The 20,895-nt window shown below is 62.3% G+C and carries 26 protein-coding genes; 21 read left to right on the top strand and 5 right to left on the bottom strand.

What is annotated here, in order from left to right; translation table 11 throughout:
* The first annotated feature begins 102 nt into the window (after positions 1–102).
* From SOX55_RS11060 to nrdR, 4 genes are all read left to right on the top strand, one after another.
* A complete protein-coding gene (locus tag SOX55_RS11060; protein WP_325287514.1) occupies positions 103–471 on the top strand; it encodes a type II toxin-antitoxin system PemK/MazF family toxin in 369 nt (122 codons plus the stop codon).
* Positions 472–551: 80 nt separating this feature from the next.
* Positions 552–1,064: a hypothetical protein gene (locus tag SOX55_RS11055; RefSeq protein ID WP_325287513.1), complete on the top strand. Its 513-nt coding sequence runs from the start codon at positions 552–554 to the stop codon at positions 1,062–1,064.
* Positions 1,065–1,143: 79 nt separating this feature from the next.
* Positions 1,144–1,668 (top strand): hypothetical protein, encoded by a 525-nt coding sequence (locus SOX55_RS11050; protein WP_325287512.1) that lies wholly within the window; start codon positions 1,144–1,146, stop codon positions 1,666–1,668.
* A 122-nt stretch (positions 1,669–1,790) separates the two neighbouring features.
* Entirely contained in the window at positions 1,791–2,246 is a 456-nt protein-coding gene (nrdR, locus tag SOX55_RS11045; protein WP_325287511.1) for a transcriptional regulator NrdR, read from the top strand.
* Between the two features lie 30 nt (positions 2,247–2,276).
* Here nrdR and SOX55_RS11040 read toward each other — a convergent pair whose 3' ends face one another.
* Positions 2,277–2,657 (bottom strand): DUF4363 family protein, encoded by a 381-nt coding sequence (locus SOX55_RS11040; RefSeq protein ID WP_325287510.1) that lies wholly within the window; start codon positions 2,655–2,657, stop codon positions 2,277–2,279.
* Positions 2,654–3,334, bottom strand: a complete 681-nt coding sequence (locus SOX55_RS11035; protein WP_325287509.1) for a DUF421 domain-containing protein — start codon at positions 3,332–3,334, stop codon at positions 2,654–2,656. Before SOX55_RS11035 ends, SOX55_RS11040 begins: the two co-directional genes overlap by 4 nt.
* Before the next feature lie 385 nt (positions 3,335–3,719).
* On the opposite strand from SOX55_RS11035, the gene glmS reads away from it, so the two are divergent.
* The 5 genes from glmS (at position 3,720) to SOX55_RS11010 (ending at position 9,300) form a co-directional block, all read left to right on the top strand.
* On the top strand, positions 3,720–5,561 hold the full coding sequence (gene glmS / locus SOX55_RS11030) for a glutamine--fructose-6-phosphate transaminase (isomerizing) (protein ID WP_325287508.1): 1,842 nt from the start codon (positions 3,720–3,722) through the stop codon (positions 5,559–5,561).
* Between the two features lie 105 nt (positions 5,562–5,666).
* Positions 5,667–6,002 (top strand): PadR family transcriptional regulator, encoded by a 336-nt coding sequence (locus tag SOX55_RS11025; RefSeq protein ID WP_325287507.1) that lies wholly within the window; start codon positions 5,667–5,669, stop codon positions 6,000–6,002.
* Between the two features lie 4 nt (positions 6,003–6,006).
* Positions 6,007–6,834 (top strand): permease prefix domain 1-containing protein, encoded by an 828-nt coding sequence (locus SOX55_RS11020; RefSeq protein WP_325287506.1) that lies wholly within the window; start codon positions 6,007–6,009, stop codon positions 6,832–6,834.
* On the top strand, positions 6,831–7,451 hold the full coding sequence (locus SOX55_RS11015) for a hypothetical protein (RefSeq protein ID WP_325287505.1): 621 nt from the start codon (positions 6,831–6,833) through the stop codon (positions 7,449–7,451). The genes SOX55_RS11020 and SOX55_RS11015 overlap by 4 nt, the downstream gene beginning before the upstream one ends.
* Before the next feature lie 196 nt (positions 7,452–7,647).
* Positions 7,648–9,300: a GH25 family lysozyme gene (locus SOX55_RS11010; RefSeq protein ID WP_325287504.1), complete on the top strand. Its 1,653-nt coding sequence runs from the start codon at positions 7,648–7,650 to the stop codon at positions 9,298–9,300.
* Between the two features lie 39 nt (positions 9,301–9,339).
* On the opposite strand, the gene SOX55_RS11005 is transcribed toward SOX55_RS11010, so the two are convergent.
* Positions 9,340–10,236, bottom strand: coding sequence for a DMT family transporter (locus SOX55_RS11005; protein ID WP_325287503.1), 897 nt, complete (start codon positions 10,234–10,236; stop codon positions 9,340–9,342).
* Between the two features lie 137 nt (positions 10,237–10,373).
* A complete protein-coding gene (locus SOX55_RS11000; protein ID WP_325287502.1) occupies positions 10,374–10,499 on the bottom strand; it encodes a hypothetical protein in 126 nt (41 codons plus the stop codon).
* 332 nt (positions 10,500–10,831) lie between these two features.
* Here SOX55_RS11000 and infC point away from each other — a divergent pair, with 332 nt between their 5' ends.
* The 3 genes from infC to rplT are packed head-to-tail and all read left to right on the top strand — an operon-like array spanning position 10,832 to position 11,966.
* Complete coding sequence (gene infC, locus SOX55_RS10995; RefSeq protein ID WP_325287501.1) at positions 10,832–11,338, top strand: translation initiation factor IF-3; 507 nt, start codon at positions 10,832–10,834, stop codon at positions 11,336–11,338.
* A 44-nt stretch (positions 11,339–11,382) separates the two neighbouring features.
* The gene (rpmI, locus tag SOX55_RS10990) at positions 11,383–11,580 is read left to right on the top strand and encodes a 50S ribosomal protein L35 (RefSeq protein WP_325287500.1); all 198 of its coding nucleotides are present in this window, start codon (positions 11,383–11,385) and stop codon (positions 11,578–11,580) included.
* 35 nt (positions 11,581–11,615) lie between these two features.
* Positions 11,616–11,966 carry a 50S ribosomal protein L20 gene (rplT, locus tag SOX55_RS10985; protein WP_325287499.1) on the top strand — a complete coding sequence of 117 codons (351 nt, stop codon included), beginning with the start codon at positions 11,616–11,618 and terminating at the stop codon, positions 11,964–11,966.
* Positions 11,967–12,073: 107 nt separating this feature from the next.
* Here rplT and trmB read toward each other — a convergent pair whose 3' ends face one another.
* The gene (gene trmB / locus SOX55_RS10980) at positions 12,074–12,763 is read right to left on the bottom strand and encodes a tRNA (guanosine(46)-N7)-methyltransferase TrmB (protein WP_325287498.1); all 690 of its coding nucleotides are present in this window, start codon (positions 12,761–12,763) and stop codon (positions 12,074–12,076) included.
* A gap of 323 nt (positions 12,764–13,086) precedes the next feature.
* Between trmB and SOX55_RS10975 the strand changes: the two genes are divergently transcribed.
* The 9 genes from SOX55_RS10975 (at position 13,087) to SOX55_RS10935 (ending at position 20,894) form a co-directional block, all read left to right on the top strand.
* Complete coding sequence (locus SOX55_RS10975) at positions 13,087–13,863, top strand: enoyl-CoA hydratase-related protein (RefSeq protein WP_325287497.1); 777 nt, start codon at positions 13,087–13,089, stop codon at positions 13,861–13,863.
* A 60-nt stretch (positions 13,864–13,923) separates the two neighbouring features.
* Entirely contained in the window at positions 13,924–14,760 is an 837-nt protein-coding gene (locus SOX55_RS10970; protein ID WP_325287496.1) for a 3-hydroxyacyl-CoA dehydrogenase family protein, read from the top strand.
* 402 nt (positions 14,761–15,162) lie between these two features.
* Positions 15,163–16,302, top strand: a complete 1,140-nt coding sequence (locus tag SOX55_RS10965) for an acyl-CoA dehydrogenase (RefSeq protein WP_325287495.1) — start codon at positions 15,163–15,165, stop codon at positions 16,300–16,302.
* 23 nt (positions 16,303–16,325) lie between these two features.
* On the top strand, positions 16,326–17,129 hold the full coding sequence (gene acrB, locus SOX55_RS10960) for an acryloyl-CoA reductase electron transfer subunit gamma (protein ID WP_325287494.1): 804 nt from the start codon (positions 16,326–16,328) through the stop codon (positions 17,127–17,129).
* A gap of 22 nt (positions 17,130–17,151) precedes the next feature.
* Positions 17,152–18,288 carry an acryloyl-CoA reductase electron transfer subunit beta gene (gene acrA / locus SOX55_RS10955; protein ID WP_325287493.1) on the top strand — a complete coding sequence of 379 codons (1,137 nt, stop codon included), beginning with the start codon at positions 17,152–17,154 and terminating at the stop codon, positions 18,286–18,288.
* Positions 18,289–18,498: 210 nt separating this feature from the next.
* Complete coding sequence (gene lepB, locus SOX55_RS10950) at positions 18,499–19,089, top strand: signal peptidase I (protein WP_325287492.1); 591 nt, start codon at positions 18,499–18,501, stop codon at positions 19,087–19,089.
* Positions 19,090–19,121: 32 nt separating this feature from the next.
* The gene (lepB, locus tag SOX55_RS10945; RefSeq protein WP_325287491.1) at positions 19,122–19,760 is read left to right on the top strand and encodes a signal peptidase I; all 639 of its coding nucleotides are present in this window, start codon (positions 19,122–19,124) and stop codon (positions 19,758–19,760) included.
* Positions 19,757–20,638: a ribosome biogenesis GTPase YlqF gene (gene ylqF / locus SOX55_RS10940; protein ID WP_325287490.1), complete on the top strand. Its 882-nt coding sequence runs from the start codon at positions 19,757–19,759 to the stop codon at positions 20,636–20,638. The genes lepB (SOX55_RS10945) and ylqF overlap by 4 nt, the downstream gene beginning before the upstream one ends.
* A 10-nt stretch (positions 20,639–20,648) precedes the next feature.
* Positions 20,649–20,894 carry a PF20097 family protein gene (locus tag SOX55_RS10935; protein WP_325287489.1) on the top strand — a complete coding sequence of 82 codons (246 nt, stop codon included), beginning with the start codon at positions 20,649–20,651 and terminating at the stop codon, positions 20,892–20,894.
* Position 20,895: the final 1 nt, after the last annotated feature.

Below are 20,895 nucleotides of genomic sequence, written 5' to 3'. Positions count from 1 at the left end.
CCTTTGACAAAGTATAAATTCCGCGGCTGCGTGGGAGAATGAAAGTGGCCTGACCGCTGGCGAAGCGGGGACGGGTACTACTTTCGGCGGAGTGTGAACTTTGTGGATACGAGTGTCAAGCGCGGTGAGATCTATTATGCCGACCTCTCTCCGGTGGTGGGCAGTGAGCAGGGCGGTGTCCGCCCGGTGCTGATCATTCAGAACGATACCGGCAACCGGTACAGCCCCACCGTCATTGCGGCGGCCATTACTTCCCAGACCGGCAAGGCCAAGCTGCCCACCCACATCGAGCTTCCGGTGGAGGAGGACTGCGGTCTGACCAAGGACTCCGTGGTTCTGCTGGAACAGGTGCGGACGCTGGACAAGAAGCGGCTGCGGGAACGGATGGGACGGGTGGACGACCGCATCATGGAGAAGATCGACACGGCCATCGCGGTGAGCTTCGGCCTGCCGCACGACCGGCTGGTATGAGCTTCCGGTCCCGCGGGAAAGAAGGATACATACCCTCCTTTTTCGCGGGACGCCGATACCAATGATACAGGAGGAACGAGATGAACCGAAAGAACCGGGCGGCCCGAATGGCCGCGGCGCTGCTGGCCGCCGTACTGCTGACCGTGACCCTCTCCGCAGCGGCGGAGCCGGGCTCCTCCAAGGACCCGCTGGTGACCCTCAGCTACCTGAACGATACATATCTGAGCACCATTCTGGAAAAGGTGGACGCCAGAATCCAGCAGCGAAACGCGGAGTTGCTGGGCCGGCTGGTCCAGTCCGGCGGAACGGCCTCCGGCGCCGCCAGCAGCGCCAATTTTGTGCTGGTGACGCTGTCCGGCGGCCAGACCCTGACAGGCAGCGTGGGCTGTGAGGTGCTGCTGCGGGTAGGTACCGCCGCCTGCGTGGCCTCCTCCGCGCCGGGCCTGATCGACGAGACCACCGGCACCACCCTGGCCGGCGGCAGCGCCCTGGTCCAGAACCACCTGTACATGATGACGGTGGAAAACCGGGGCGTCAAGGCCTCGGCAGGCACCGTGAAGCTGCTGGTCCGCGGCGGGTACACGGTGAGCTGAAAGACGCGGATTGACATAACCAACCCCGCCGGGGCATAGACTGCCCTGGCGGGGTTTTTGCGTGCTTTGCGGGGGAGGTATGACCATGGAACGGGTGCCGGTGACACTGGAGGAACAGAAGGTGGGGACGCTGCTGTGCCGGGAGGAGGGGCTGTATGTCCGCTACCGGGCGGAGTACCGCCTGCCCCGGCCGGAGGTGCTGCGGCTGTATGCCCTGGGAGAGACGGGAGAGCTGCGGCTGGGAACCCCGGAGCCCCGGGGCGGCGTGTTTTTGCTGGAGCGGCGGATCTCAGCCCGGGAGGCCGCCGCCGCGGGCCGCCTGGTGGGGGGAGAGCTGCGGCGGCCGGAGGAGGACGGCCTGCCCTGGCAGGAGACGGAGCCGGAGAAGCTGTTTTCCGGGGAAGGGCTGCGCCGGCAGGTCCGGGACTGCGCCGGAGCGCTGGTGCGGCAGAGGGACGGCGGGCGGCAGGTGGCCCTGCCCTTCGACTGCCGGCGGCCCTTCCCGCTGCCGGAGCTGTTCTGCTTCGCCAGCATCCGGACCATCCGGAGCCGGCGGTATGCGGTGTTCACCTTTGACGGGGAGGGGCGGCCGGTTTTCCGGTGAATGCGTAAAAAAATGCACCGCCGGGGGTAAAAAATGCAAATAGGACTACCACTTTCGGCCATCATGTGCTATACTACCAAAATACACTGCCGGACAGCCCGGAACAAACAGGAGGTAGGCATATGAAGTGTCCCTATTGCGGTTACAGTGAGAGCAAGGTCATTGACTCCCGCCCCACAGAGGAGGGCAGCAGCATCCGCCGCCGCAGAGAGTGTCTCTCCTGCAAGAAGCGGTTCACCACCTATGAGACGGTGGAAAGCCTGCCCATGGTGGTGGTGAAGAAGGACGGCAGCCGTCAGAGCTTCGACCGGCGCAAGGTGCTGGGCGGCATGATCCGGGCCTGCGAAAAGCGGCCGGTGGCCCTGGCGGAGCTGGAGAAGATCGCCGACGAGATTGAGCAGGAGCTGCAGAACGGTATGGACCGGGAGGTCAGCACCGTCCAGATCGGCGAGCTGGTGATGACCCGGCTGAAGAAGGTGGATGAGGTGGCCTATGTCCGCTTCGCCTCCGTGTACCGTCAGTTCAAGGATATCGACACCTTCATGTCTGAGCTGACCAAGCTGCTGGCTGACAAGTAAATTTACTTTATTTCTGTTGCGATTCGGGACTTACAGGATATTTCCAATCCGCAGTGACTCCATTTCCGCAAGAACCCGCAGCTGAGCGAGCAGCCCAGCCGTTTCCGCCCGGAATTCCGCGTCCTCCCGGGCCGCGGCAAAGGCGAAGCTGCGGCGGAACATAGCCTCCGCCTCCTCCACGGCGGCGTGAGGCTCCACAATGTGCAGGTAGGTCTGGCGGCCGCGCCAGCGGTCATAGCCCTGCTGGAGGGCATTTTCAGCGGCGGACCAGTCGCCTGACGCGGCGGCGGTCCGGGCTTGCTCCACGGCGGCGGAACACGCTTCCGTCTCCCGGGCAATCACGGCACCGTTCCACATGGAAAAGCCCAGCAGGGCGCACAGCAGCAGAACCGGGGGAAAAATGGTTTTCATGGCTCCTCCCTGGGAAGCAGAAACAGCTTTCCCGTCTCGTCGATGGTCAGTAAAAAAATTTCCTCCGGAGACCTGTGGCCCCGGCGGGAGAGCTGCTCCGCCAGCCATGCCCTGTCCCGTCCGCACCGGCGGAGGTTTTCCGAAAGGACCCGCCCGTCATTGATGAGGATGCGGGGCAGCGTCACATCGTCTTCCACCACCTGGTGCAGCTGGCCCGCGGTGGCGGGCTGCTCTCTGGGCCACGGCAGGATGGACAGCTTTCCGGAGTTTTCCAGCACCGCGTATTTCACCGCCTCGGGGCCGCAGTAGCCCTGGGAGCGGAGCTGCTCCAGCAGCTCGTCCAGGGTGAAGCGGTTCCGCTTCATCTCCGCCTGACAGACCCGGCCCCGGTCAATGAGCACCGTGGGCGCGCCGCACAGCAGCCTGCGGAGCCGCAGGCTGTGGAGCGACAGCTGGCTCAGCAGCATGGAGATGGCCAGCAGCGTCAGAATGGGCACCACGCCGGCCAGCAGCGGAATGCCGAAATCCTGCATGGGCACGGCGGCCAGGTCTGACAGCATCATGGTCAGCACCAGCTCACTGGGCTCCAGCTCGCCGATCTGGCGCTTTCCCATCAGCCGCAGGCCGGCCATGATGAAAAAATACAGAATGACGGTGCGGAAAAACGCGGTGGTCATGAACATCCCTCCCTCCGGAAGTATTGGCCGGAGGCGGGACGATTATCCCGGATATTCCCCAAACAGCGGGGTTTATCATACAGTAGAACAGAAAAAGCGCAGGAGCGAAAGGAGGTTCATGGGAACAGCAGCCCATCACAAGCGCCATGTGCCCGCGGCACCTGTCGCGGGATGACGAGGAGAGGGGAGCGTCGGGAAGAAGTGTTCTTCCCGCAATCGAAAATTCGGCGGATGCCCCTCCGTGGCCACGGACGCGTACGCCGCGTACAAACAGGCAGGCAACTGCCGGACAGAAGCGCGGCGGCCGTGGAAAAAGAGACAAATCCCTGCGCGTTTGTCCTTTTGGATGCTTTGGAAACAAACGATTCAGGAGGAACAACGATTTATGTGTGGAATTATTGGTTTTGTAGGCAGAGAGCAGCAGGCGGCGCCCATTTTGCTGGACGGACTCCAGCGGATGGAATACCGGGGCTATGACTCTGCCGGAGTTGCCGTACGCTCTGAGAGCAAGGGACTGCAGGTGAAAAAGACCAAGGGCCGCCTGCAGGTCCTGTCGGACATGATCCACGGCGGCGCGGACCTGGAGGGCACCGTGGGCATCGGCCACACCCGCTGGGCCACCCACGGGGAGCCCAGCGACCTCAACGCCCACCCCCACGTCAGTGAGGACGGACGCATCGCCCTGGTCCACAACGGCATCATCGAGAACTATCTGGAGCTGCGGGAGCACCTGCAGAAGCAGGGGGTGCGGTTCAGCTCCGACACCGACTCCGAGGTGGTGGCCCACCTGCTGGAGCTGCATTACAACGAGTGCGGCAACATGATGGAGGCTGTGGGCCGGGTGCTGCGGCGTATCCGCGGCTCCTACGCCCTGGGCATCATCTGCGCCGACTATCCCAACACCCTCATCGCCGCCCGGAAGGACAGCCCGCTGATTCTGGGCTTCAGCGGCGAGGGCAACTTCATCGCCTCCGACGTGACGGCCATGCTCCGCTACACCCGGGACGTGGTGTACATGGACGACGGAGAGATCGCCGTCCTCACCGCTGAGGGCATCGACGTGTTTGACAGCGAGCTGACGCCGGTGGAAAAGGAGCACCATCAGGTGGACTGGGACGTGTCCGCGGCAGAGAAGGGGGGCTATCCCCACTTCATGTTCAAGGAGATCCTGGAGCAGCCGGAGGCCATCCGCAAAACGGTGCAGCCCCGCATCCGGGACGGCCGGGTGGTGCTGGAGGGCCTGTCCATGACGGCGGCGGAGGCCCGGGACATCTCCCGGGTGTTCATCATCGCCTGCGGCTCGTCCTACCATGTGGGCATGCTGAGCAAGTACGTCTGGGAGCGGCTGCTGCGCCGCCCGGTGGAGGTGACGCTGGCCTCCGAGTTCCGCTACTGCGACCCGCTGGTGGACGAAAAGTCCCTGGTGGTGGTGATCAGCCAGTCCGGCGAGACCCTGGACACCATGGCCGCCATGCGGGAGGCCAAACGACTGGGCGGCCGCACCCTGGCGATTGTGAACGTGGTGGGCTCCTCCATCGCCCGGGAGGCGGATGACGTGCTGTACACCTGGGCCGGTCCGGAGGTGGCGGTGGCCACCACCAAGGCCTACTCCACCCAGCTGGTGCTGATGGACCTCATCGGCCTCTACCTGGGGGACCTGCTGGGCACCGTGGCGCCGGAGGAGTACAGCGCCATTCTGACGGAGATGCAGCTGCTGCCGCAGAAGCTGGAGCAGGTGCTGGGCCAGACAGAGCACATCCAGTATCTGGCATCCCGGTATTTCAACCACCACTCCATCTTCTTCATCGGCCGGAACCTGGACTATGCCATGGGCATGGAGGGCTCCCTGAAGCTGAAGGAGATCAGCTACATCCACTCGGAGGCCTACGCTGCCGGCGAACTGAAGCACGGCACCATCTCCCTCATTGAGCCGGGCACGTTGGTGGTGGCCCTGGGTACCTACGGCCCGCTGTTTGACAAGGCCATGAGCAACGTGGTGGAGGTGAAGGCCCGGGGCGCCGAGGTGCTGGGCCTTGCCACGGAGCCGCTGCGGGACCGGATGGAAAAGACCGCCGACGCCGTCATCGCCGTGCCGGAGACCCACCCGCTGCTCCAGCCCTCCCTGGGCGTGGTGCCGCTGCAGCTGTTCGCCTATTACGTGGCGCTGCACCGGGGCTGCGACATCGACAAGCCCCGGAACCTGGCAAAAAGCGTTACCGTGGAATAAGCAAAAGCCCCGTCTCTGCCTTGAGACGGGGCTTTTCTCTCTTGACATACCTTGTGATTCGAGGTATTCTATACATAGAAATTCTATGTATATGGGAGGCAGACCATGGAAAAGCGGAAAACCATCGCCCACACGGGGCTGCTGGTGCTGTCCCTGCTGAGCCGGGAGGACATGTACGGCTACCAAATGATCGTGGAGCTGGAGCGGCGGTCGGATCATACCTTTGACATGAAGGAGGGGACTCTGTACCCGGTGCTCCACGGGCTGGAGCGCACCGGAGCCGTGGAGGCCTATGAGCAGGAGGCACCCACCGGCCGGATGCGGAAGTATTACCACATCACCAAAAAGGGCCGGGCGTTGCTGAAAGAGGAGGAGAAGGACTGGCAGACCTACGCAGGGGCGGTGAACGCCGTGCTGCGCAGCTGCACGGAGCCGGCCTGACGCCATGGCGGACCGGATGAGAGAGTGGCGGGAGGCGGCGGTGTCCCATGTGCGGTTCCGGCCGGACCGTCCGGCCATTGACCGGGAGCTGGAGGACCACATGGAGGACTGCCTGCTGGACCTGCGGCGGCTGGGCTACCCGGCGGACGAGGCGGAGGAGCGGGTACTGAAGGCCATGGGGGACCCGGCGGAGACTGGCCGGGCGCTGGATCGGGAGCACGCACCGCTGTTGGGCTGGCTGTGGGTGGCCTCCCGATGGTTGGTGAGAATCGCTGTGGTGCTGCTGGTGGCAGAGGTGTTCCTGCTGGGCTGCTCTGTGTTCCAATACCGGGAGGTGCTGTCGTCCCAATGGCCCCGGGAGGCCGCGGCGGAGTTTCCGGAGCTGTTTCCGGAGGCGGACAGGCCGGCGGGGTGGACGTACCTGGGCGGCGGCGCGTCGGACAGCAGTATAAGGGCGGACTGCTATACATTGTCTGTTTCCCAGTGGTCCCAGTGGGAGTGGCCCAACGGATATGCTCAGGTGTACCTGGTGCTGACGGTGGAACCGGATCAGGTGTGGCAGGGGGCGGATGACACGGAGTTTGCCGATGATCTCCGTTTCCGCTGTGGGGCAGGGGAGATCACAAACGCCCGGAGCCGCAGCCGGATTTACCGGGGCGGTACGCCGGTGCCCTGGGCGGCGGCCAGCCACGGCGGGCTGCGGCAGGGCCTGACAAAGGAGTGTTACCGGGTGGAAATGGCCCTGACGGAGCCGGTGGAGTGGGTGGAGCTGTATTACCCCTACGGCGATAACGACTGGGTGTTGCGGGTGGAAGTGGAGGAGACGCCATGAGAAAAGGGACGTGGAGCCGCCCGAAAAAGACGGTCCGGAACCTGCTGGCTGCCGGGCTGGTGCTGCTGACATGCTGGCTGGTCAGCGGATTCGCCCCGCTGACCAGAGGGATGCTGGCGGCGGATGTGGCCCGCCGGAACCTGCTGTCCGGCGCGGAGATCATCCATGAGGGGAAAAGCTGGCAGGACTATCCCGTGATGTACTTACAAAAGGATGACGCCTTTTTGCAGGTGGTCTATGACCGGCAGGCGGGAACGCCCTTTTACGGTGCCTGGGAGGCCCGGCTGTACACCGGCAGCGGCGGCGTGATCTGCGTACCTGACCAGCGGGAGCCGGGGATGCTGTTGGCACTGGGAGATGTGGCCGGCGCGGAAAGGGCGGAAGTGGAGGTGACCGGGGGCATTCCGGACCGGTTCTCCTTTCACTGGACGGCGGAGGGGCAGCGGCTGTCGGACCACGCGTTCTCTTTCACACTGACGGCTGCCGCCGCGGAGAAGGCGCAGCTGCTGGAGCTGCTGCGGAACACCGTCTGCCCGGAGGAGTTCTATGACTGGGAGCTGCGGCTGTACGGCAGGGACGGAAAGTTGCTGCAGACCCTGACGGGACCGGAGGGTTGAGCCGTGGATCGCATGGCGGCAGCGTGGGTAAAAGTGTAAACTTTCTGTTAAAGAGACAGGTTGACATAAACTTCCGGTTGACCCCTTGGAAAAGTTTTGCTATCATGGCGAATACAGGCACTGTGACAGGGCCGCGCTTCTGCGGCCCTGTTTTTATGGAAAAATCATCGACAAAATGCGACAGAGAGGAACGAGCATGAAAAAGAGCACACTGGCCGCCCGGATGGCGGCACTGGCCCTGGCGGGGGCCATGCTGCTGCCCCTGACGGCCCAGGCTGTCTATACTGACGCCGCCGGCCACTGGGCCGAGAGCGCCATTGAAAAGTGGAGCGGGGAGTACGGCATCCTCAACGGCTATTCCGACGGCACCTTCCGCCCCGACAACACCATCACCCGGGGTGCCTTCGCCGGCATCATGGCCCGGTTCATGCAGTACGTGGACGAGGCCCCGCCCGGCACCTTTTCCGACACTGCCGGGGAGTACTGGGAGGGGGACATCCTGAAGCTCAACGCGGCGGGGGTGTACCTGGGTACCGACGGCAAGGCCCTGATTTACAACAACATCACCCGCCAGCAGGCGGTGACCATGATCTGCCGGGCCTTCGGCCTGGAGGAGGCGGCGGGGGAGCTGCCCTATGCCGACGGCGCCGCCGTGGCGGCCTATGCCCGGGGCTACCTGCTGACGCTGACGGAGCTGGGCTGCATCACCGACACGGAGAGCGGCGGCGCGTTCCGCCCCACCGACGCCATCACCCGGGCCGAGGTGGTGAACATTCTGAACAACCTGGTGGCGGTGCTGTTCCAGGCGCCGGGGGAGTACTCCCTGGACGTGGAGGGCAACGCCATGGTGAACGCCGCCGACGGCGTGTACCTGGTGGGCATGACCATCCGCGGGGACCTGATCATCGCCCCCGGCGTCACCGGAACCGTCACCCTCCACGATGTGACGGTGGAGGGGAAGATCCGGAACCTGGGCAGCGCCACGGTGATGGAAGTCACAACGGTGAAACCGGAGCCGGAGCCGGAGCCTGTGCCGGAGCCGGACGATCCCGCGGAGCCGGAGGAGGACATGGACGGCTACTTCCTGTATGACGGGAAGAAGATCGCCATTGCCGAAAACCTGACGGTGAGCCGGCTGACCTGGCAGGATTTTGAGTGGGACGAGGACGGCCGCCTGCAGTGCGTCAATGATGACTACCGCACCCGGTTTGGTATCGACGTGTCCGCCTACCAGAACCGCAGCTGTCCCGACAATACCATTGACTGGGAGGCCGCGGCGGCGGACGGCGTGGACTTCGCCATGGTGCGCATCGCCCTGCGGGGCACCTCCACCGGAGAGCTGCATGCCGACGCCTTCTATGAGCAGAACATCGACGGCGCCCTGGACGCCGGCATCGACACCGGCGTGTACATCTTCTCCCAGGCCATCACCGTGGAGGAGGCGCTGGAGGAGGCGGACTACGTGGTGGAGCTGCTGGACGGCCGGGAGCTCACCGGCCCGGTGGCCTATGACTGGGAGATGCAGGACCGCACCTACCGGGTCTACGGCCTGGACCCGGAGATTGCCACCGCCTGCGCCGTGGCCTTCTGCCGCCGGATTGAGGAGGCGGGCTACGAGCCCATGATCTACTGCAGCAGGTATGTGGGTTATCTGAAGTTCGACCTGGACCAGCTCAGCGACTATCCCATCTGGTACCCGGAGTATAAATATCCCACCACGGAGGCGGAGAAGGTGTATCCCGGCTTCTATTATCAGGTGGACTACTGGCAGTACACCGACAAGGCGGAGGTGGACGGCATCACCGGCCGGGTAGACGCCAACCTCCGGCTCATCCCCCGGAAGAGATGAAAAAATCAGCGCACCGCCTGTGCGGTGCGCTGATTTTTGTCAGGTTTTGGAGGGCTTCCGGGGCGTGCGGCCGGCGGCCACCACGCCGGCGGTGATCAGCACCGCGCCGGCCACGGCGGCGGGGTAAATGGGTTCGTCCAGGAAAAGGGCGGCGGCCACAATGGTGATGAAGGGCGTGGTGTAGATGAAACTGTTGGTGACCACCACTCCCAGGCGGCGGAAGGCCTCGTTCCAGAACACGTAACAAAGGGCGCTGCCCAGCAGGCCCAGAAACAGGCAGTTCAGCAGGACCACCGGCTCCGTCAGGGCGGCGAAGGGATAGGACCTGTGCTCCAGCAGCGCGAAGGGGAGGGCGGTGACCATGCCCCAGAACAGAATACGGCGGGTCAGCAGCAGGGAGTCGTACTTTCCGGCGAACCGCTTGGCGATGACGGAGTAGACGGCCCACATCAGCGCCGCCGCAATGGAGAGCAGGTCCCCCAGAGGGCTGAGCTTCAGCACGAAGGCGCCGTTGAACACCACCAGCACCACGCCGCAGAAGGCCGCGAAAAAGCCCGCCAGCGTGCCGGGGCGGAGCTTTTCCTCCGTGGTGAAGTGGGCCAGCACGGCGGTGAAAATGGGGGCGGTGGTGATGAGAATGCTGACGTTGGAGGCCTGGGTGTGGAGCAGGGCAAAGTTTTCCGCCAGAAAGTACAGCGAGCAGGAGAACAGCCCCATCAGCACGAACCAGATTTCCTCCCCGGCGGGCAGGCGCAGCCGGCGGGGCCGCAGCAGCCATAAAAACAGCTGCCCCAGCACAAACCGGGTCAGCATGACCTGCAGCGGCGTAAAGGTGTTCAGCAGCGTTTTGGTGCTGATGAAGGTGGTGCCCCACACCAGCACGGTGAACAGGGCCAGGATGTAGCCCAGGGTTCTGGACGAAGCAGAGCGGTTCATGGAAGCCTCCGGAAGATGGGATTTTGCCCCATCATACCACATAGGGGCGAGCATGCGCAAGAGGCGGCCGCCCCGTCCCGCCGGAGGGCGGAAAACAGGCGGAGGCTGGCCCCACGGGTCCTCCTCCGCCTGACGCGTCAGCGATTGCTGTTGTTCTTGCGGTTCTCCTGCTGGTTGTTCTGCTGGTTCTGCTTGCGGTTCTCCTGCTGATTCTGCTGGTTCTGCTGGCGGTTTTCCCGCTGGTTGTTGTTCTGCTCCTTCATGCTGCGGCACCTCCTTTCGCGTTTCCGTAGGATGGCCATATTCTGGCCGGGACCGGGAAAAAATATACGGAAATTCAGGAAAAAAGGATTGACATTCCTCCTGGGGCCTGCTACAATAATCCAGCAAAACAAAGAAGGCAGACGCATCCGCCTCACCTCCAGCGCGCAGCAAAGAGGTTCACACAGTAATCAGACCGCCTCAGGCGGTTTGTTGACGGCCACCCCGCCCCATGGCGGAGGGGTGCGCCTGTCCGGGTGATTGCGCGGATGCCGAAGCGGCGTCCGCGTTTTGTTATATTCTGAATGGAGGTGCTTCGACCATTAGTAAGGCAGTGCATGAACTGAATGAGGACATTCGCGACAAGGAGATCCGCCTGATCGGTGATGACGGCGCCCAGCTGGGCATCATGGCGCCCTCCGAGGCCCTGCGGATCGCTGATGAGAAGGGATTGGACCTGGTGAAGATCTCTCCGCAGGCCGTGCCCCCCGTGTGCAAGCTGATGAACTACGGCAAGTTCAAGTTCGAGCAGGGCAAGCGGGAGAAGGAGGCCAAGAAGAATCAGCACGTTGTGGAGATTAAGGAAGTCCGCATGTCTCCGGGCATCGACATCGGCGATTTCAACACGAAGCTCCGGAACGCGCAGAAGTTCATTGCCGACGGCAACCGCGTCAAGGTCTCTGTCCGCTTCCGCGGCCGCGAAATGGCCCATACCGACATCGGACGGGATCTGCTGGAGCGGTTCGCCCAACAGTGCGCCGACACAGCCAACCTGGATAAGACTCCCAAGCTGGAGGGACGGATGATGTCCATCTTCCTGTCTCCCAAGACGGGCAAATAAAGCACAATCCCACAGTTTTTGAAACACGGAAGGAGATTTCAATTATGCCGAAGCTGAAAACCCATAGCGGTGCGAAGAAGAGATTCAACCTCACCAAGACCGGCAAGGTCAAGCGCGCCAAGGCGTTCAAGAGCCACATCCTGACCAAGAAGGACACCAAGCGTACCCGTCGTCTGCGTGCCGGCGGCTATGCGGACGTCACCAACGTCAAGGCCGTCCGCGAGCTGATCCCCTACAAGTAAGATAACGAGACGTTTAGAATAGGAGGCTAATCAACATGGCAAGAGTTAAGGGCGCGATGATGACGCGCAAGAGAAGAAATAAGACCCTGAAGATGGCGAAGGGTTACTGGGGTTCCAAGTCCAAGCACTTCAGAGTTGCCAACCAGGCAGTGATGAAGTCCCTGACCTACGCTTACACCGGCCGCCGGCTGAAGAAGCGTGACTTCCGCTCCCTGTGGATCACCCGCATTTCCGCCGCCTGCAAGCTGAACGGCATGAACTACTCCAGCTTCATGCACGGCCTGAAGGTCGCCGGCATCGAGATCAACCGCAAGATGCTGGCCGAGCTGGCTGTCAACGACGCCGCCGCCTTCACCCAGCTGACCGAGATCGCCAAGAAGGCCTGATCCGGTTCCATACGGAAAAGAGACAGCGCCCCGGAGACCCGGGGCGCTGTTTTGCGTCTTTGCCGGGAAAAGCGCCCCCGCCGCCGGGGAGCGGCAGGGGCGTCCGGTCATTTTTCGGCGGTTTCCGCAGGGGCGGGCTTTTCTTCCTCTGCCGGCTCCTCCCAGGGAACCATGGTGGCCACCAGGCGGTTGATGGGCAGGCCCTGCTCGTGGAACTTGGCCTCGTAGTCTGTCATGACCCCCACGGGGCCGTTGGCGTGGAGGTCCCGGGTCACTTCGGACAGCGTGAAGCCGAAGCGGGGAATCTCCTCCACGGAGAACTCAAACAGCGGCTGGTTGTCCGTCTTGAACTGAATCTGGCCGCCCTCCTTCAGCACCTTGCGGTACAGCTTCAGGAAGTTGCCGTGGGTCAGCCGTCGCTTGGCGTGGCGCTTGCTGGGCCAGGGATCGGAGAAGTTCAGATAGATGCAGTCCACCTCGCCGGGGGCGAAGAACAGCGGCAGCTGGTCGGCGTTGGCGGAGACGAAGAACACGTTGCTCAGCCCCGCCGCCGTGCACCGCTCCATGGCCACCACCATGGCGTCCGGCACCACTTCCACCGCCACAAACAGCACGTCCGGCTCCGCCTGGGCCACGCCCATGGTGAACCGGCCCTTGCCGCAGCCCAGCTCCAGCCGCAGCTCCCGGGCCTCCGGCATCAGCTTTTCCCGCCAGGTGCCCGGCATCTCATAGGGCTCCTGCACCAGGCAGGCGGCGCAGCGCTCCATCCGGGGCACCAGATTTTTTTTCTTTCTCATTCGCATGGGAATCCCTCCGAAACAGCGTATTTCATGCAGCGGCAACTATTCTACCATGGATATTTTCCCCTGTAAATGCCGTTTTTCACCGGAATTGCCGGAGGGAGGCGGGAAAGGAAACGATTACCAGATTGTTAATTATTTAACATAATAATCAAAAATTTAACAATGAATTTGTACAGACTGTAAAACTTGGAAAAACGGCGGCGGTTTGAGAGAAATAGGACTTGATAAAAGGGGGCGGGGACCCTATAATGGACGGTAGAAGATACGGTGTCTCCGTATGAAAGAATTGGAAAATCCTGCAAAGGAGGAATCTCCCCATGGCATTTGTTGAATTTGAGGCGAAGGGCCAGATCGGCGTTCTGACCATCAACCGCCCCGAGGCGCTGAACGCGCTGAACGATCAGGTCATCGCCCAGCTGGACACGGTGCTGGACAGCATCGATCTGAACACCATCCGCTGCGTCATCGTCACCGGTGCCGGCAAGAAGGCCTTTGTGGCCGGCGCGGACATCGCCCAGATGAGCGGCCTGACCAAGGCGGAAGGCGAGGCCTTCGGCAAGCTGGGCAATGACGTGTTCCGCAAGCTGGAGACGCTGCCCGTCCCCACCATCGCCGCGGTGAACGGCTTCGCCCTGGGCGGCGGCTGTGAGCTGTGCATGAGCTGCGACATCCGCCTGGCGGCGGACACCGCCGTGTTCGGCCAGCCTGAAGTGGGCCTGGGCATCACCCCCGGCTTCGGCGGCACCCAGCGCATGGCCCGTCTGGTGGGCATGGGCAAGGCCAAGGAGCTGATCTACACCGCCCGGAACATCAAGGCCCCCGAGGCCCTGGCCATCGGCCTGGTGCAGGCGGTCTATCCCGCCGAGGAGCTGATGGCGGAGGCCGAGAAGATGGCCAACCGCATCGCCGGCAACGCCCCCATCGCCGTCCGCGCCTGCAAGAAGGCCATCAATGACGGTCTGCAGGTGGACATTGACCAGGCTGTGGTGGTGGAGGAGAAGCTGTTCGGCTCCTGCTTCGAGACCCAGGACCAGAAAAACGCCATGACCGCTTTCGTGGAGAAGCGGAAGCACGACCCGTTTGTAAATTGCTGAGTTTCAGCATTTTATAAAATAGAACACGACCACCAATTACATTTGAGGAGGACATTTACGATGAAAGTTGCAATTTTCGGCGCCGGCACCATGGGTTCCGGTATTGCCCAGGTGTTCGCCGCCAAGGGCCACACCGCTCTGATGTACGCCAGCAGCGTGGCTTCCGCTCAGAAGCACAAGGATAAGCTGGCCGCTTCCCTGGACAAGCGGGTCCAGAAGGGCAAGATGACCGAGGAGGCCAAGCAGGCCATCCTGGACAACATCCTGGTGGAGGAGAAGTCCGCTGCCGCCGACGCCGATCTGGTGATCGAGTGCGTCAAGGAAGATATGGCCACCAAGAAGGAGCTGCTGAACGAGCTGGACGCCATGTGCAAGCCCGAGACCGTTTTCGCCTCCAACACCTCCTCTCTGTCTGTGACCGAGATGGGCAACGGCCTGAAGCACCCCGTCATCGGCATGCACTTCTTCAACCCCGTCCCCAGCATGAAGCTGGTGGAGGTCATCCGCGGCGCCAACACCACCCAGGAGACCTTCGATTTCGTGTACAATCTGTCCAAGGAGATCGGCAAGGAGCCCGTCGAGATCGCTGAGGCTCCCGGCTTCGTGGTCAACAAGATCCTGATCCCCATGATCAACGAGGCCATCGGCCTGGTGGAGACCGGCGTTGCCTCCGTGGAGGACATCGACAAGTCCATGCAGCTGGGCGCCAACCATCCCATGGGCCCCCTGGCTCTGGGCGACTTCATCGGCCTGGACGTGTGCCTGGCCATCATGAACACCCTCTATGAGGAGACCGGCGATCCCAAGTATCGTCCCGCTCTGCTGCTGAAGAAGATGGTCCGCGGCAACCTGCTGGGCAAGAAGACCGGCAAGGGCTTCTACGACTATTCCAAGTAATCTGACCGCACATTCCCCGGCGCCCTGGCGGCGCCGGGGAACTTCTGTGCTGGATTATTTTCCCAGAAATCGGTTACGGCCGGCGCGCACTGTCAAAATCCCCGGAATTGACAAATTTCAAACAATAAAACTGTGGAATTTGCTGACGAACATTCGCTTGCGATCAAGAGACAGTCGCGTTATAATTTTAACAACAATGTCCGGACCACTACGACGGAGTGGAAAGGCCGGGCCCTATTTTTATGGCTTTTTGTGTTAAAAATCAAACAAAGTCATCGGAATCCGGCCCGTTGTGCGGCGGTTCCCTGACCGGGCGTTCAGCTTGCCCGGCCCGATCAACGCGCGGACAGGGAGCAGTCAGGCAGCCCCAAGTATTTTTTATTGAAAAGGAGTAGTTAAGGTATGGATTTTCATCTGACTAAAGAGCAGCTGATGCTTCGTAAGATGTACCGCGAATTCGCCGAGAACGAAGTGAAGCCTCTGGCTCAGGAAATCGACGAGGAAGAGCGGTTCCCCATGGAGACCGTGGAAAAGATGGCCAAGCTGGGCATGATGGGCATCTACTTCCCCAAGGAGTACGGCGGCGCCGGCGGCGACGTCCTGTCCTATGCCATGGCTGTGGAGGAGCTGGCCAAGGTCTGCGGCACCACCGCCGTTATTCTGTCCGCCCACACCTCCCTGTGCTGCGCCCCCATCTTTGAGCACGGCACCGAGGAGCAGAAGCGCAAGTATCTGCCCGACCTGCTGTCCGGCAAGAAGATCGGCGCTTTCGGTCTGACCGAGCCCGGCGCCGGCACTGACGCTTCCGGCCAGCAGACCACCGCTGTTCTGGAGGGCGATCACTACGTCCTGAACGGCTCCAAGTGCTTCATCACCAACGGCAACGTGGCCGATACCTTCGTGGTGTTCGCCATGACCGATAAGAAGGCCGGCAACCACGGCATCTCCGCTTTCATCGTGGAGAAGGACTTCCCCGGCTTCTCCACCGGCAAGCACGAGAAGAAGATGGGCATCCGCGGCTCCTCCACCTGCGACCTGATCTTTGAGGACTGCATCGTTCCCAAGGAGAACCTGCTGGGCAAGGAAGGCAAGGGCTTCAAGATCGCCATGATGACCCTGGACGGCGGCCGTATCGGCATCGCTTCCCAGGCTCTGGGTCTGGCTGAGGGCGCCATTGACGAGGCCGTCAAGTACACCAAGGAGCGTGTCCAGTTCGGCCGTCCCATCAGCAAGTTCCAGAACACCCAGTTCCAGCTGGCCGACATGGCCTGCCGCGCTCAGGCTGCCCAGTACGTTGTGTACGCCGCTGCCATGAAGAAGCAGAACCACGAGCCCTACAGCGACGCCGCTGCCATGGCCAAGCTGTTCGCCGCCGAGACCGCTTCCGATGTGACCCGCCGTGCCGTTCAGCTGTTCGGCGGCTATGGTTACACCCGTGAGTATCCCGTGGAGCGCATGATGCGTGACGCCAAGATCACCGAGATCTACGAGGGCACTTCCGAGGTCCAGCGCATGGTCATCGCCAAGAGCCTGGGTCTGTAATAAAATAGGAGGTTTCGATCGAAATGAAAGTTATCGTTTGTGTCAAGCAGGTTCCCGATACCTCCGGCAAGGTGGCCGTGAACCCCGATGGTACTCTGGACCGCGCTTCCATGCAGACCATCACCAACCCCGACGACCTGAACGCCGTCGAGGCCGCTCTGAAGCTGAAGGACGAGACCGGCTGCGAAGTGATCGTGGTCACCATGGGTCCTCCTCCCGCGGAGGGCATGCTGCGTGAGATCCTGGCCCGCGGCGCCGACAGAGCCGTTCTGGTTTCCGGCCGCGAGTTCGGCGGTTCCGATACTTACGCCACTTCCCAGATCCTGGCTGCTGCCATCAACCGCATCGGCGTTGAGGAAGACGACGTTGTGATGTGCGGCCGTCAGGCCATCGACGGCGATACCGCCCAGGTCGGCCCCCAGATCGCTGAGAAGCTGCACCTGCCCCAGGTCACCTACGCCGCCGACATCCACAAGGAAGGCAACAGCATCACCGTCAAGCGTATGCTGGAGGACGGCTACATGACCATCAAGGTCCAGACTCCCTGCCTGCTGACCTGCATCAAGGAGCTGAACGAGCCCCGCTACATGAGCGTCGGCGGCGTCTTCGAGGCTTACAGCAAGCCCATGGACGTGTTCGATTATGAGGCTCTGAAGGACGATCCCCTGATCGATCCCACCACCATCGGCCTGAAGGGCTCTCCCACCAACATCCTGACCTCCTTCACTCCTCCCCAGAAGGGTGCCGGTCTGATGCTGGACGAGGGCGACGACAAGGCGAACTGCGAGAAGCTGGCCAGCCTGCTGGCTAAGAAGCACATCATCTGATCGAAAGGAGAAAGATAAGACTATGGCTACTTTTAATAACACTGATCTTGCTGCTTTCAAGGATGTGTGGGTCTTCTGCGAGCAGCGTCAGGGCAAGCTGATGCCCACCGATTTCGAGCTGATCTCCGAGGGCCGTCGTCTGGCCAACGAGCTGGGCGTCAACCTGTGCGGCCTGCTGCTGGGCGACAATGTTGAGGGCCTGGCCAAGGAACTGGGCGGCTACGGTGCCGACAAGGTCTATGTCTGCGAGCATCCCCTGCTGAAGGACTACACCACCGACGCTTATGCGCACGTCATCTGCCAGGTCATCGAGGAGCTGAAGCCCGAGGCCTTCCTGATCGGCGCCACCAACATCGGCCGTGACCTGGGCCCCCGCTGCGCTGCCCGTCTGCACACCGGCCTGTGCGCTGACTGCACCCACCTGGACGTGGACATGGGCATTTACAAGGGCTTCCTGAAGGAGGCTTCCACTCTGCCCGAGGCCAAGATCGACGGCCTGAACTCCGCCATGGTGCTGGGCGAGAAGCATGACGTTTCCCGTGACCTGAAGATGACCCGTCCCGCTTTCGGCGGTCACCTGATGGCCACTATCATCTGCCCCCGTTTCCGTCCCACCATGGCCACCGTCCGTCCCGGCGTTATGAAGAAGGCTCCCTTCGATCAGGCCAAGGCTGACGCCTGCGTCATCGAGAAGCCCGCTTTCACCCTGACCGAGGCTGACATCCAGACCGAGGTTGTGGAGACCGTCAAGGCCGCCAAGAAGCTGGTTGACCTGATCGGTGCTGACTTCATCGTCTCCTGCGGCCGCGGCATCAGCAAGGATGTCGAGGGCGGCATCAAGCTGGCTGAGGAACTGGCTGCCGAGCTGGGCGGCGTCGTGGGCGGCTCCCGTGCCGTCATCGACTCCGGCTGGATGACCGCCGACCATCAGGTCGGCCAGACCGGCAAGACTGTCCATCCCAAGGTCTATGTTGCTCTGGGTATCTCCGGCGCCATCCAGCACAAGGCCGGCATGCAGGATTCCGAGTGCATCATCGCCGTCAACAAGAACGAGACCGCTCCCATCTTCGAGATTGCCGATTACGGCATCGTGGGCGATCTGTTCAAGGTGACTCCGCTGCTGACCGAGGCCATCCGCGCCGCCAAGGCCGCGAAGTAATCATCGCTTCCGTAAAAGAGGGCTGTCCTGTGGGACAGCCCTCTTTTTTGCGTCCTGGCAAAAAGAGGGGGCCGGCTGACCGGGAGAATTGTTTGAATTTTTCCGGAATTCTGGCAGGAATCCCTTGTGAAACAGCCGCAATTTTGGTATACTTCGTTATTAAGATTAAACTGGTGTATTATGGACGCCGGATGCCGGGAAGGAGCGCGTATGGAAAAGCAGGCGAAGGTCTGTACCGGAGAAAACGGGCGGGAATGGTATGAGTGGATCCAGATCCTGGTCTGGACGGTGCTGGTGATTGTGGGGATCTTTACCGTGTTCTGCCGCATGCTGGGGGTGGACGGCCATTCCATGGTCCCGACGCTGCAGCACGGGGATTTGATGATGGTGACCAATCCTGTCTGGGCCGGAGATTACGGCCAGGGCGACGTGGTGATCGTGTCCCGGCCGGATTTCAACGGCGGCCGGCCGGTGGTGAAGCGGGTTATCGCCACTGCCGGACAGACGGTGGACATCGATTTTGGCTCCGGGTCCGTGTTTGTGGACGGCCGGCTGCTGGAAGAACCGTATATTGCCGAACCGACCTACCTCAGCGAGGGAATGGTGTTTCCGCTGACGGTGCCGGAGGGCCGGATTTTCCTGATGGGGGATAACCGCAACAACAGCGATGACAGCCGGGACCCCCGGCTGGGTACGGTGGATGTCCGGTCCGTCATCGGCAAGGCGGTGGTGATTGCCTTCCCGGGGATTTCCCAGGATTCCGGGAGGCGGGAGTTTTCCCGGGTCGGCGCCATCTGCTGAGCCGAAGAGTTTGAAAAGAGAGAGGGATTCCGTTGGAACGGGAAGAAAAACAGAAAACCGTCAAAACGGACCGGGGCCTGTATGAATGGACGCAGGCGCTGGTCTGCTCGGTGCTGAGCGTGGTGCTGGTGTTTACCTTTGCGGCCCGCCTCATTGGCGTGGACGGCCGGTCCATGGTGCCTACGCTGCAGAACGGCGACCGGCTGCTGGTGGTCAGCCCGCTGCTGTCCGACGATTACCGCCGGGGGGATATTGTGGTGCTGCGCAAGCAGAGCTTTCTGCCGGAGCCGATTGTGAAGCGGGTGATTGCCACCGGCGGACAGACCGTGGACATTGACTTTTCCGCAGGCACCGTCTATGTGGACGGTCAGAAGCTGGAGGAGCCCTACATCGCGGAGCTGACCTTCGAGCAGGAGGGTATGCAGTTTCCGCTGACGGTGCCGGAGGGGTCCGTGTTCGTCATGGGCGACAACCGCAACCACTCCAATGACAGCCGGGACTACCGGCTGGGCACGGTGGATCAGCGGTATATCATTGGCAAGGCGGTGTTCCTGCTGTACCCCGGCCCGGACAGTGAGACGGGGAAGCAGGCCTTTGACCGCATCGGCGTCATCTGCGGCACGGAGGACGTGGCAGCGGGACTGACCAGAGCACAGAGAGGAAACGGATGAATATTCAATGGTATCCGGGTCATATGACCAAGACCCGGCGGATGATCGCCGAGCAGATCAAAAATATGGACGCGGTGTGCGAAATCCTGGATTCCCGCATCCCGCTGTCCAGCCGCAACCCGGACGTGGACGAGCTGACGGCGGGGAAGCCCCGGCTGGTGGTGCTGAACCGGGTGGATCAGGCGGACCCGGCGGCCACGAAGCAGTGGGCGGCGTACTTCCGCAGCAAGGGGTATGCGGTGCTGGAGTCCAACGCCAAAAGCGGTGTGGGGACGAAGCAGTTTGCCGCCGCGGTGCGGGAGCTGCTGGCGGACAAGCTGCGGGCCTACGCGGAAAAGGGCCAGGTAGGCCGGGTGGTCCGGGTGATGATCCTGGGCATCCCCAACGTGGGCAAATCCACCTTCATCAACCAGGTGGCCCGCCGGAAAACCGCCCAGACCGGGGACCGCCCCGGCGTCACCCGCTCCAAGCAGTGGGTGCCGGTGGACGCGCAGCTGGAGCTGCTGGACACGCCGGGCATTCTGTGGCCCAAGTTCGAGGACCAGAGCGTGGGACTGAATCTGGCCTTTACCGGCGCGGTGAAGGATGAGATCCTGGACACGGAGACCCTGGGCTGCCACCTGATGGCCTATCTGGGGGAGCGCTACCCCGAATCCCTGAAAACGGCCTACAAGCTGCCGGCGCTGCCGGAGCGGCAGCCGGAGGAGGACGAGGTGGCTTACGGCTACCGCTTGCTGGAGGCGGCGGGCCGGAAACGGGGCTTCCTGATTTCCGGCGGCGAGATTGACACGGAACGCATGGCCAATATTTTGCTGGACGAATTCCGGGCCGGCAAGCTGGGGCGTTTTACACTGGAACTGCCGGAGACGGCGGAGTGAGGAGGAGCTTATGAATTGTCCGTTCTGCGGAGCACCCATGGAAGACGGCAACGTCACCACAGCCGACAGCATCGGCCTGTTTTTCATGCCCAGGGGCATTGACCCGGACCGGGCCTTCAACACCACCCGGGGCATCGAGAAGAAGGGCGGCGTGGTGCTGGACGGGCCTTACAGCGGCGGCAACTTCCGCCTGAACAACACCGCCATGCCGGGCCACATCTGCAAGGCCTGCCGGCGCATCGTCATGGAGTACTGAC

The organism is Dysosmobacter sp., from assembly GCF_034093755.1.
GTDB lineage: Bacteria > Bacillota > Clostridia > Oscillospirales > Oscillospiraceae > Oscillibacter.
Note: the sequence above shows the minus strand (reverse complement) of the source record. Positions and strands in the feature narration are given on the sequence as shown.

Coding starts and splice junctions, on each gene's coding strand:
- SOX55_RS11055 (WP_325287513.1), top strand. CDS start 552: ATGAACCGAAAGAACCGGGCGGCCCGAATGGCCGCGGCGCTGCTGGCC.
- SOX55_RS11005 (WP_325287503.1), bottom strand. CDS start 10,236: ATGAACCGCTCTGCTTCGTCCAGAACCCTGGGCTACATCCTGGCCCTG.
- acrA (WP_325287493.1), top strand. CDS start 17,152: ATGGCTACTTTTAATAACACTGATCTTGCTGCTTTCAAGGATGTGTGG.
- SOX55_RS11000 (WP_325287502.1), bottom strand. CDS start 10,499: ATGAAGGAGCAGAACAACAACCAGCGGGAAAACCGCCAGCAGAACCAG.
- SOX55_RS11035 (WP_325287509.1), bottom strand. CDS start 3,334: ATGACCACCGCGTTTTTCCGCACCGTCATTCTGTATTTTTTCATCATG.
- SOX55_RS10970 (WP_325287496.1), top strand. CDS start 13,924: ATGAAAGTTGCAATTTTCGGCGCCGGCACCATGGGTTCCGGTATTGCC.
- trmB (WP_325287498.1), bottom strand. CDS start 12,763: ATGAGAAAGAAAAAAAATCTGGTGCCCCGGATGGAGCGCTGCGCCGCC.
- SOX55_RS11025 (WP_325287507.1), top strand. CDS start 5,667: ATGGAAAAGCGGAAAACCATCGCCCACACGGGGCTGCTGGTGCTGTCC.
- lepB (WP_325287492.1), top strand. CDS start 18,499: ATGGAAAAGCAGGCGAAGGTCTGTACCGGAGAAAACGGGCGGGAATGG.
- SOX55_RS11010 (WP_325287504.1), top strand. CDS start 7,648: ATGAAAAAGAGCACACTGGCCGCCCGGATGGCGGCACTGGCCCTGGCG.
- rpmI (WP_325287500.1), top strand. CDS start 11,383: ATGCCGAAGCTGAAAACCCATAGCGGTGCGAAGAAGAGATTCAACCTC.
- glmS (WP_325287508.1), top strand. CDS start 3,720: ATGTGTGGAATTATTGGTTTTGTAGGCAGAGAGCAGCAGGCGGCGCCC.
- acrB (WP_325287494.1), top strand. CDS start 16,326: ATGAAAGTTATCGTTTGTGTCAAGCAGGTTCCCGATACCTCCGGCAAG.
- SOX55_RS10935 (WP_325287489.1), top strand. CDS start 20,649: ATGAATTGTCCGTTCTGCGGAGCACCCATGGAAGACGGCAACGTCACC.
- nrdR (WP_325287511.1), top strand. CDS start 1,791: ATGAAGTGTCCCTATTGCGGTTACAGTGAGAGCAAGGTCATTGACTCC.
- SOX55_RS11015 (WP_325287505.1), top strand. CDS start 6,831: ATGAGAAAAGGGACGTGGAGCCGCCCGAAAAAGACGGTCCGGAACCTG.
- SOX55_RS11020 (WP_325287506.1), top strand. CDS start 6,007: ATGGCGGACCGGATGAGAGAGTGGCGGGAGGCGGCGGTGTCCCATGTG.
- SOX55_RS10975 (WP_325287497.1), top strand. CDS start 13,087: ATGGCATTTGTTGAATTTGAGGCGAAGGGCCAGATCGGCGTTCTGACC.
- SOX55_RS11050 (WP_325287512.1), top strand. CDS start 1,144: ATGACCATGGAACGGGTGCCGGTGACACTGGAGGAACAGAAGGTGGGG.
- rplT (WP_325287499.1), top strand. CDS start 11,616: ATGGCAAGAGTTAAGGGCGCGATGATGACGCGCAAGAGAAGAAATAAG.
- SOX55_RS10965 (WP_325287495.1), top strand. CDS start 15,163: ATGGATTTTCATCTGACTAAAGAGCAGCTGATGCTTCGTAAGATGTAC.
- ylqF (WP_325287490.1), top strand. CDS start 19,757: ATGAATATTCAATGGTATCCGGGTCATATGACCAAGACCCGGCGGATG.
- SOX55_RS11040 (WP_325287510.1), bottom strand. CDS start 2,657: ATGAAAACCATTTTTCCCCCGGTTCTGCTGCTGTGCGCCCTGCTGGGC.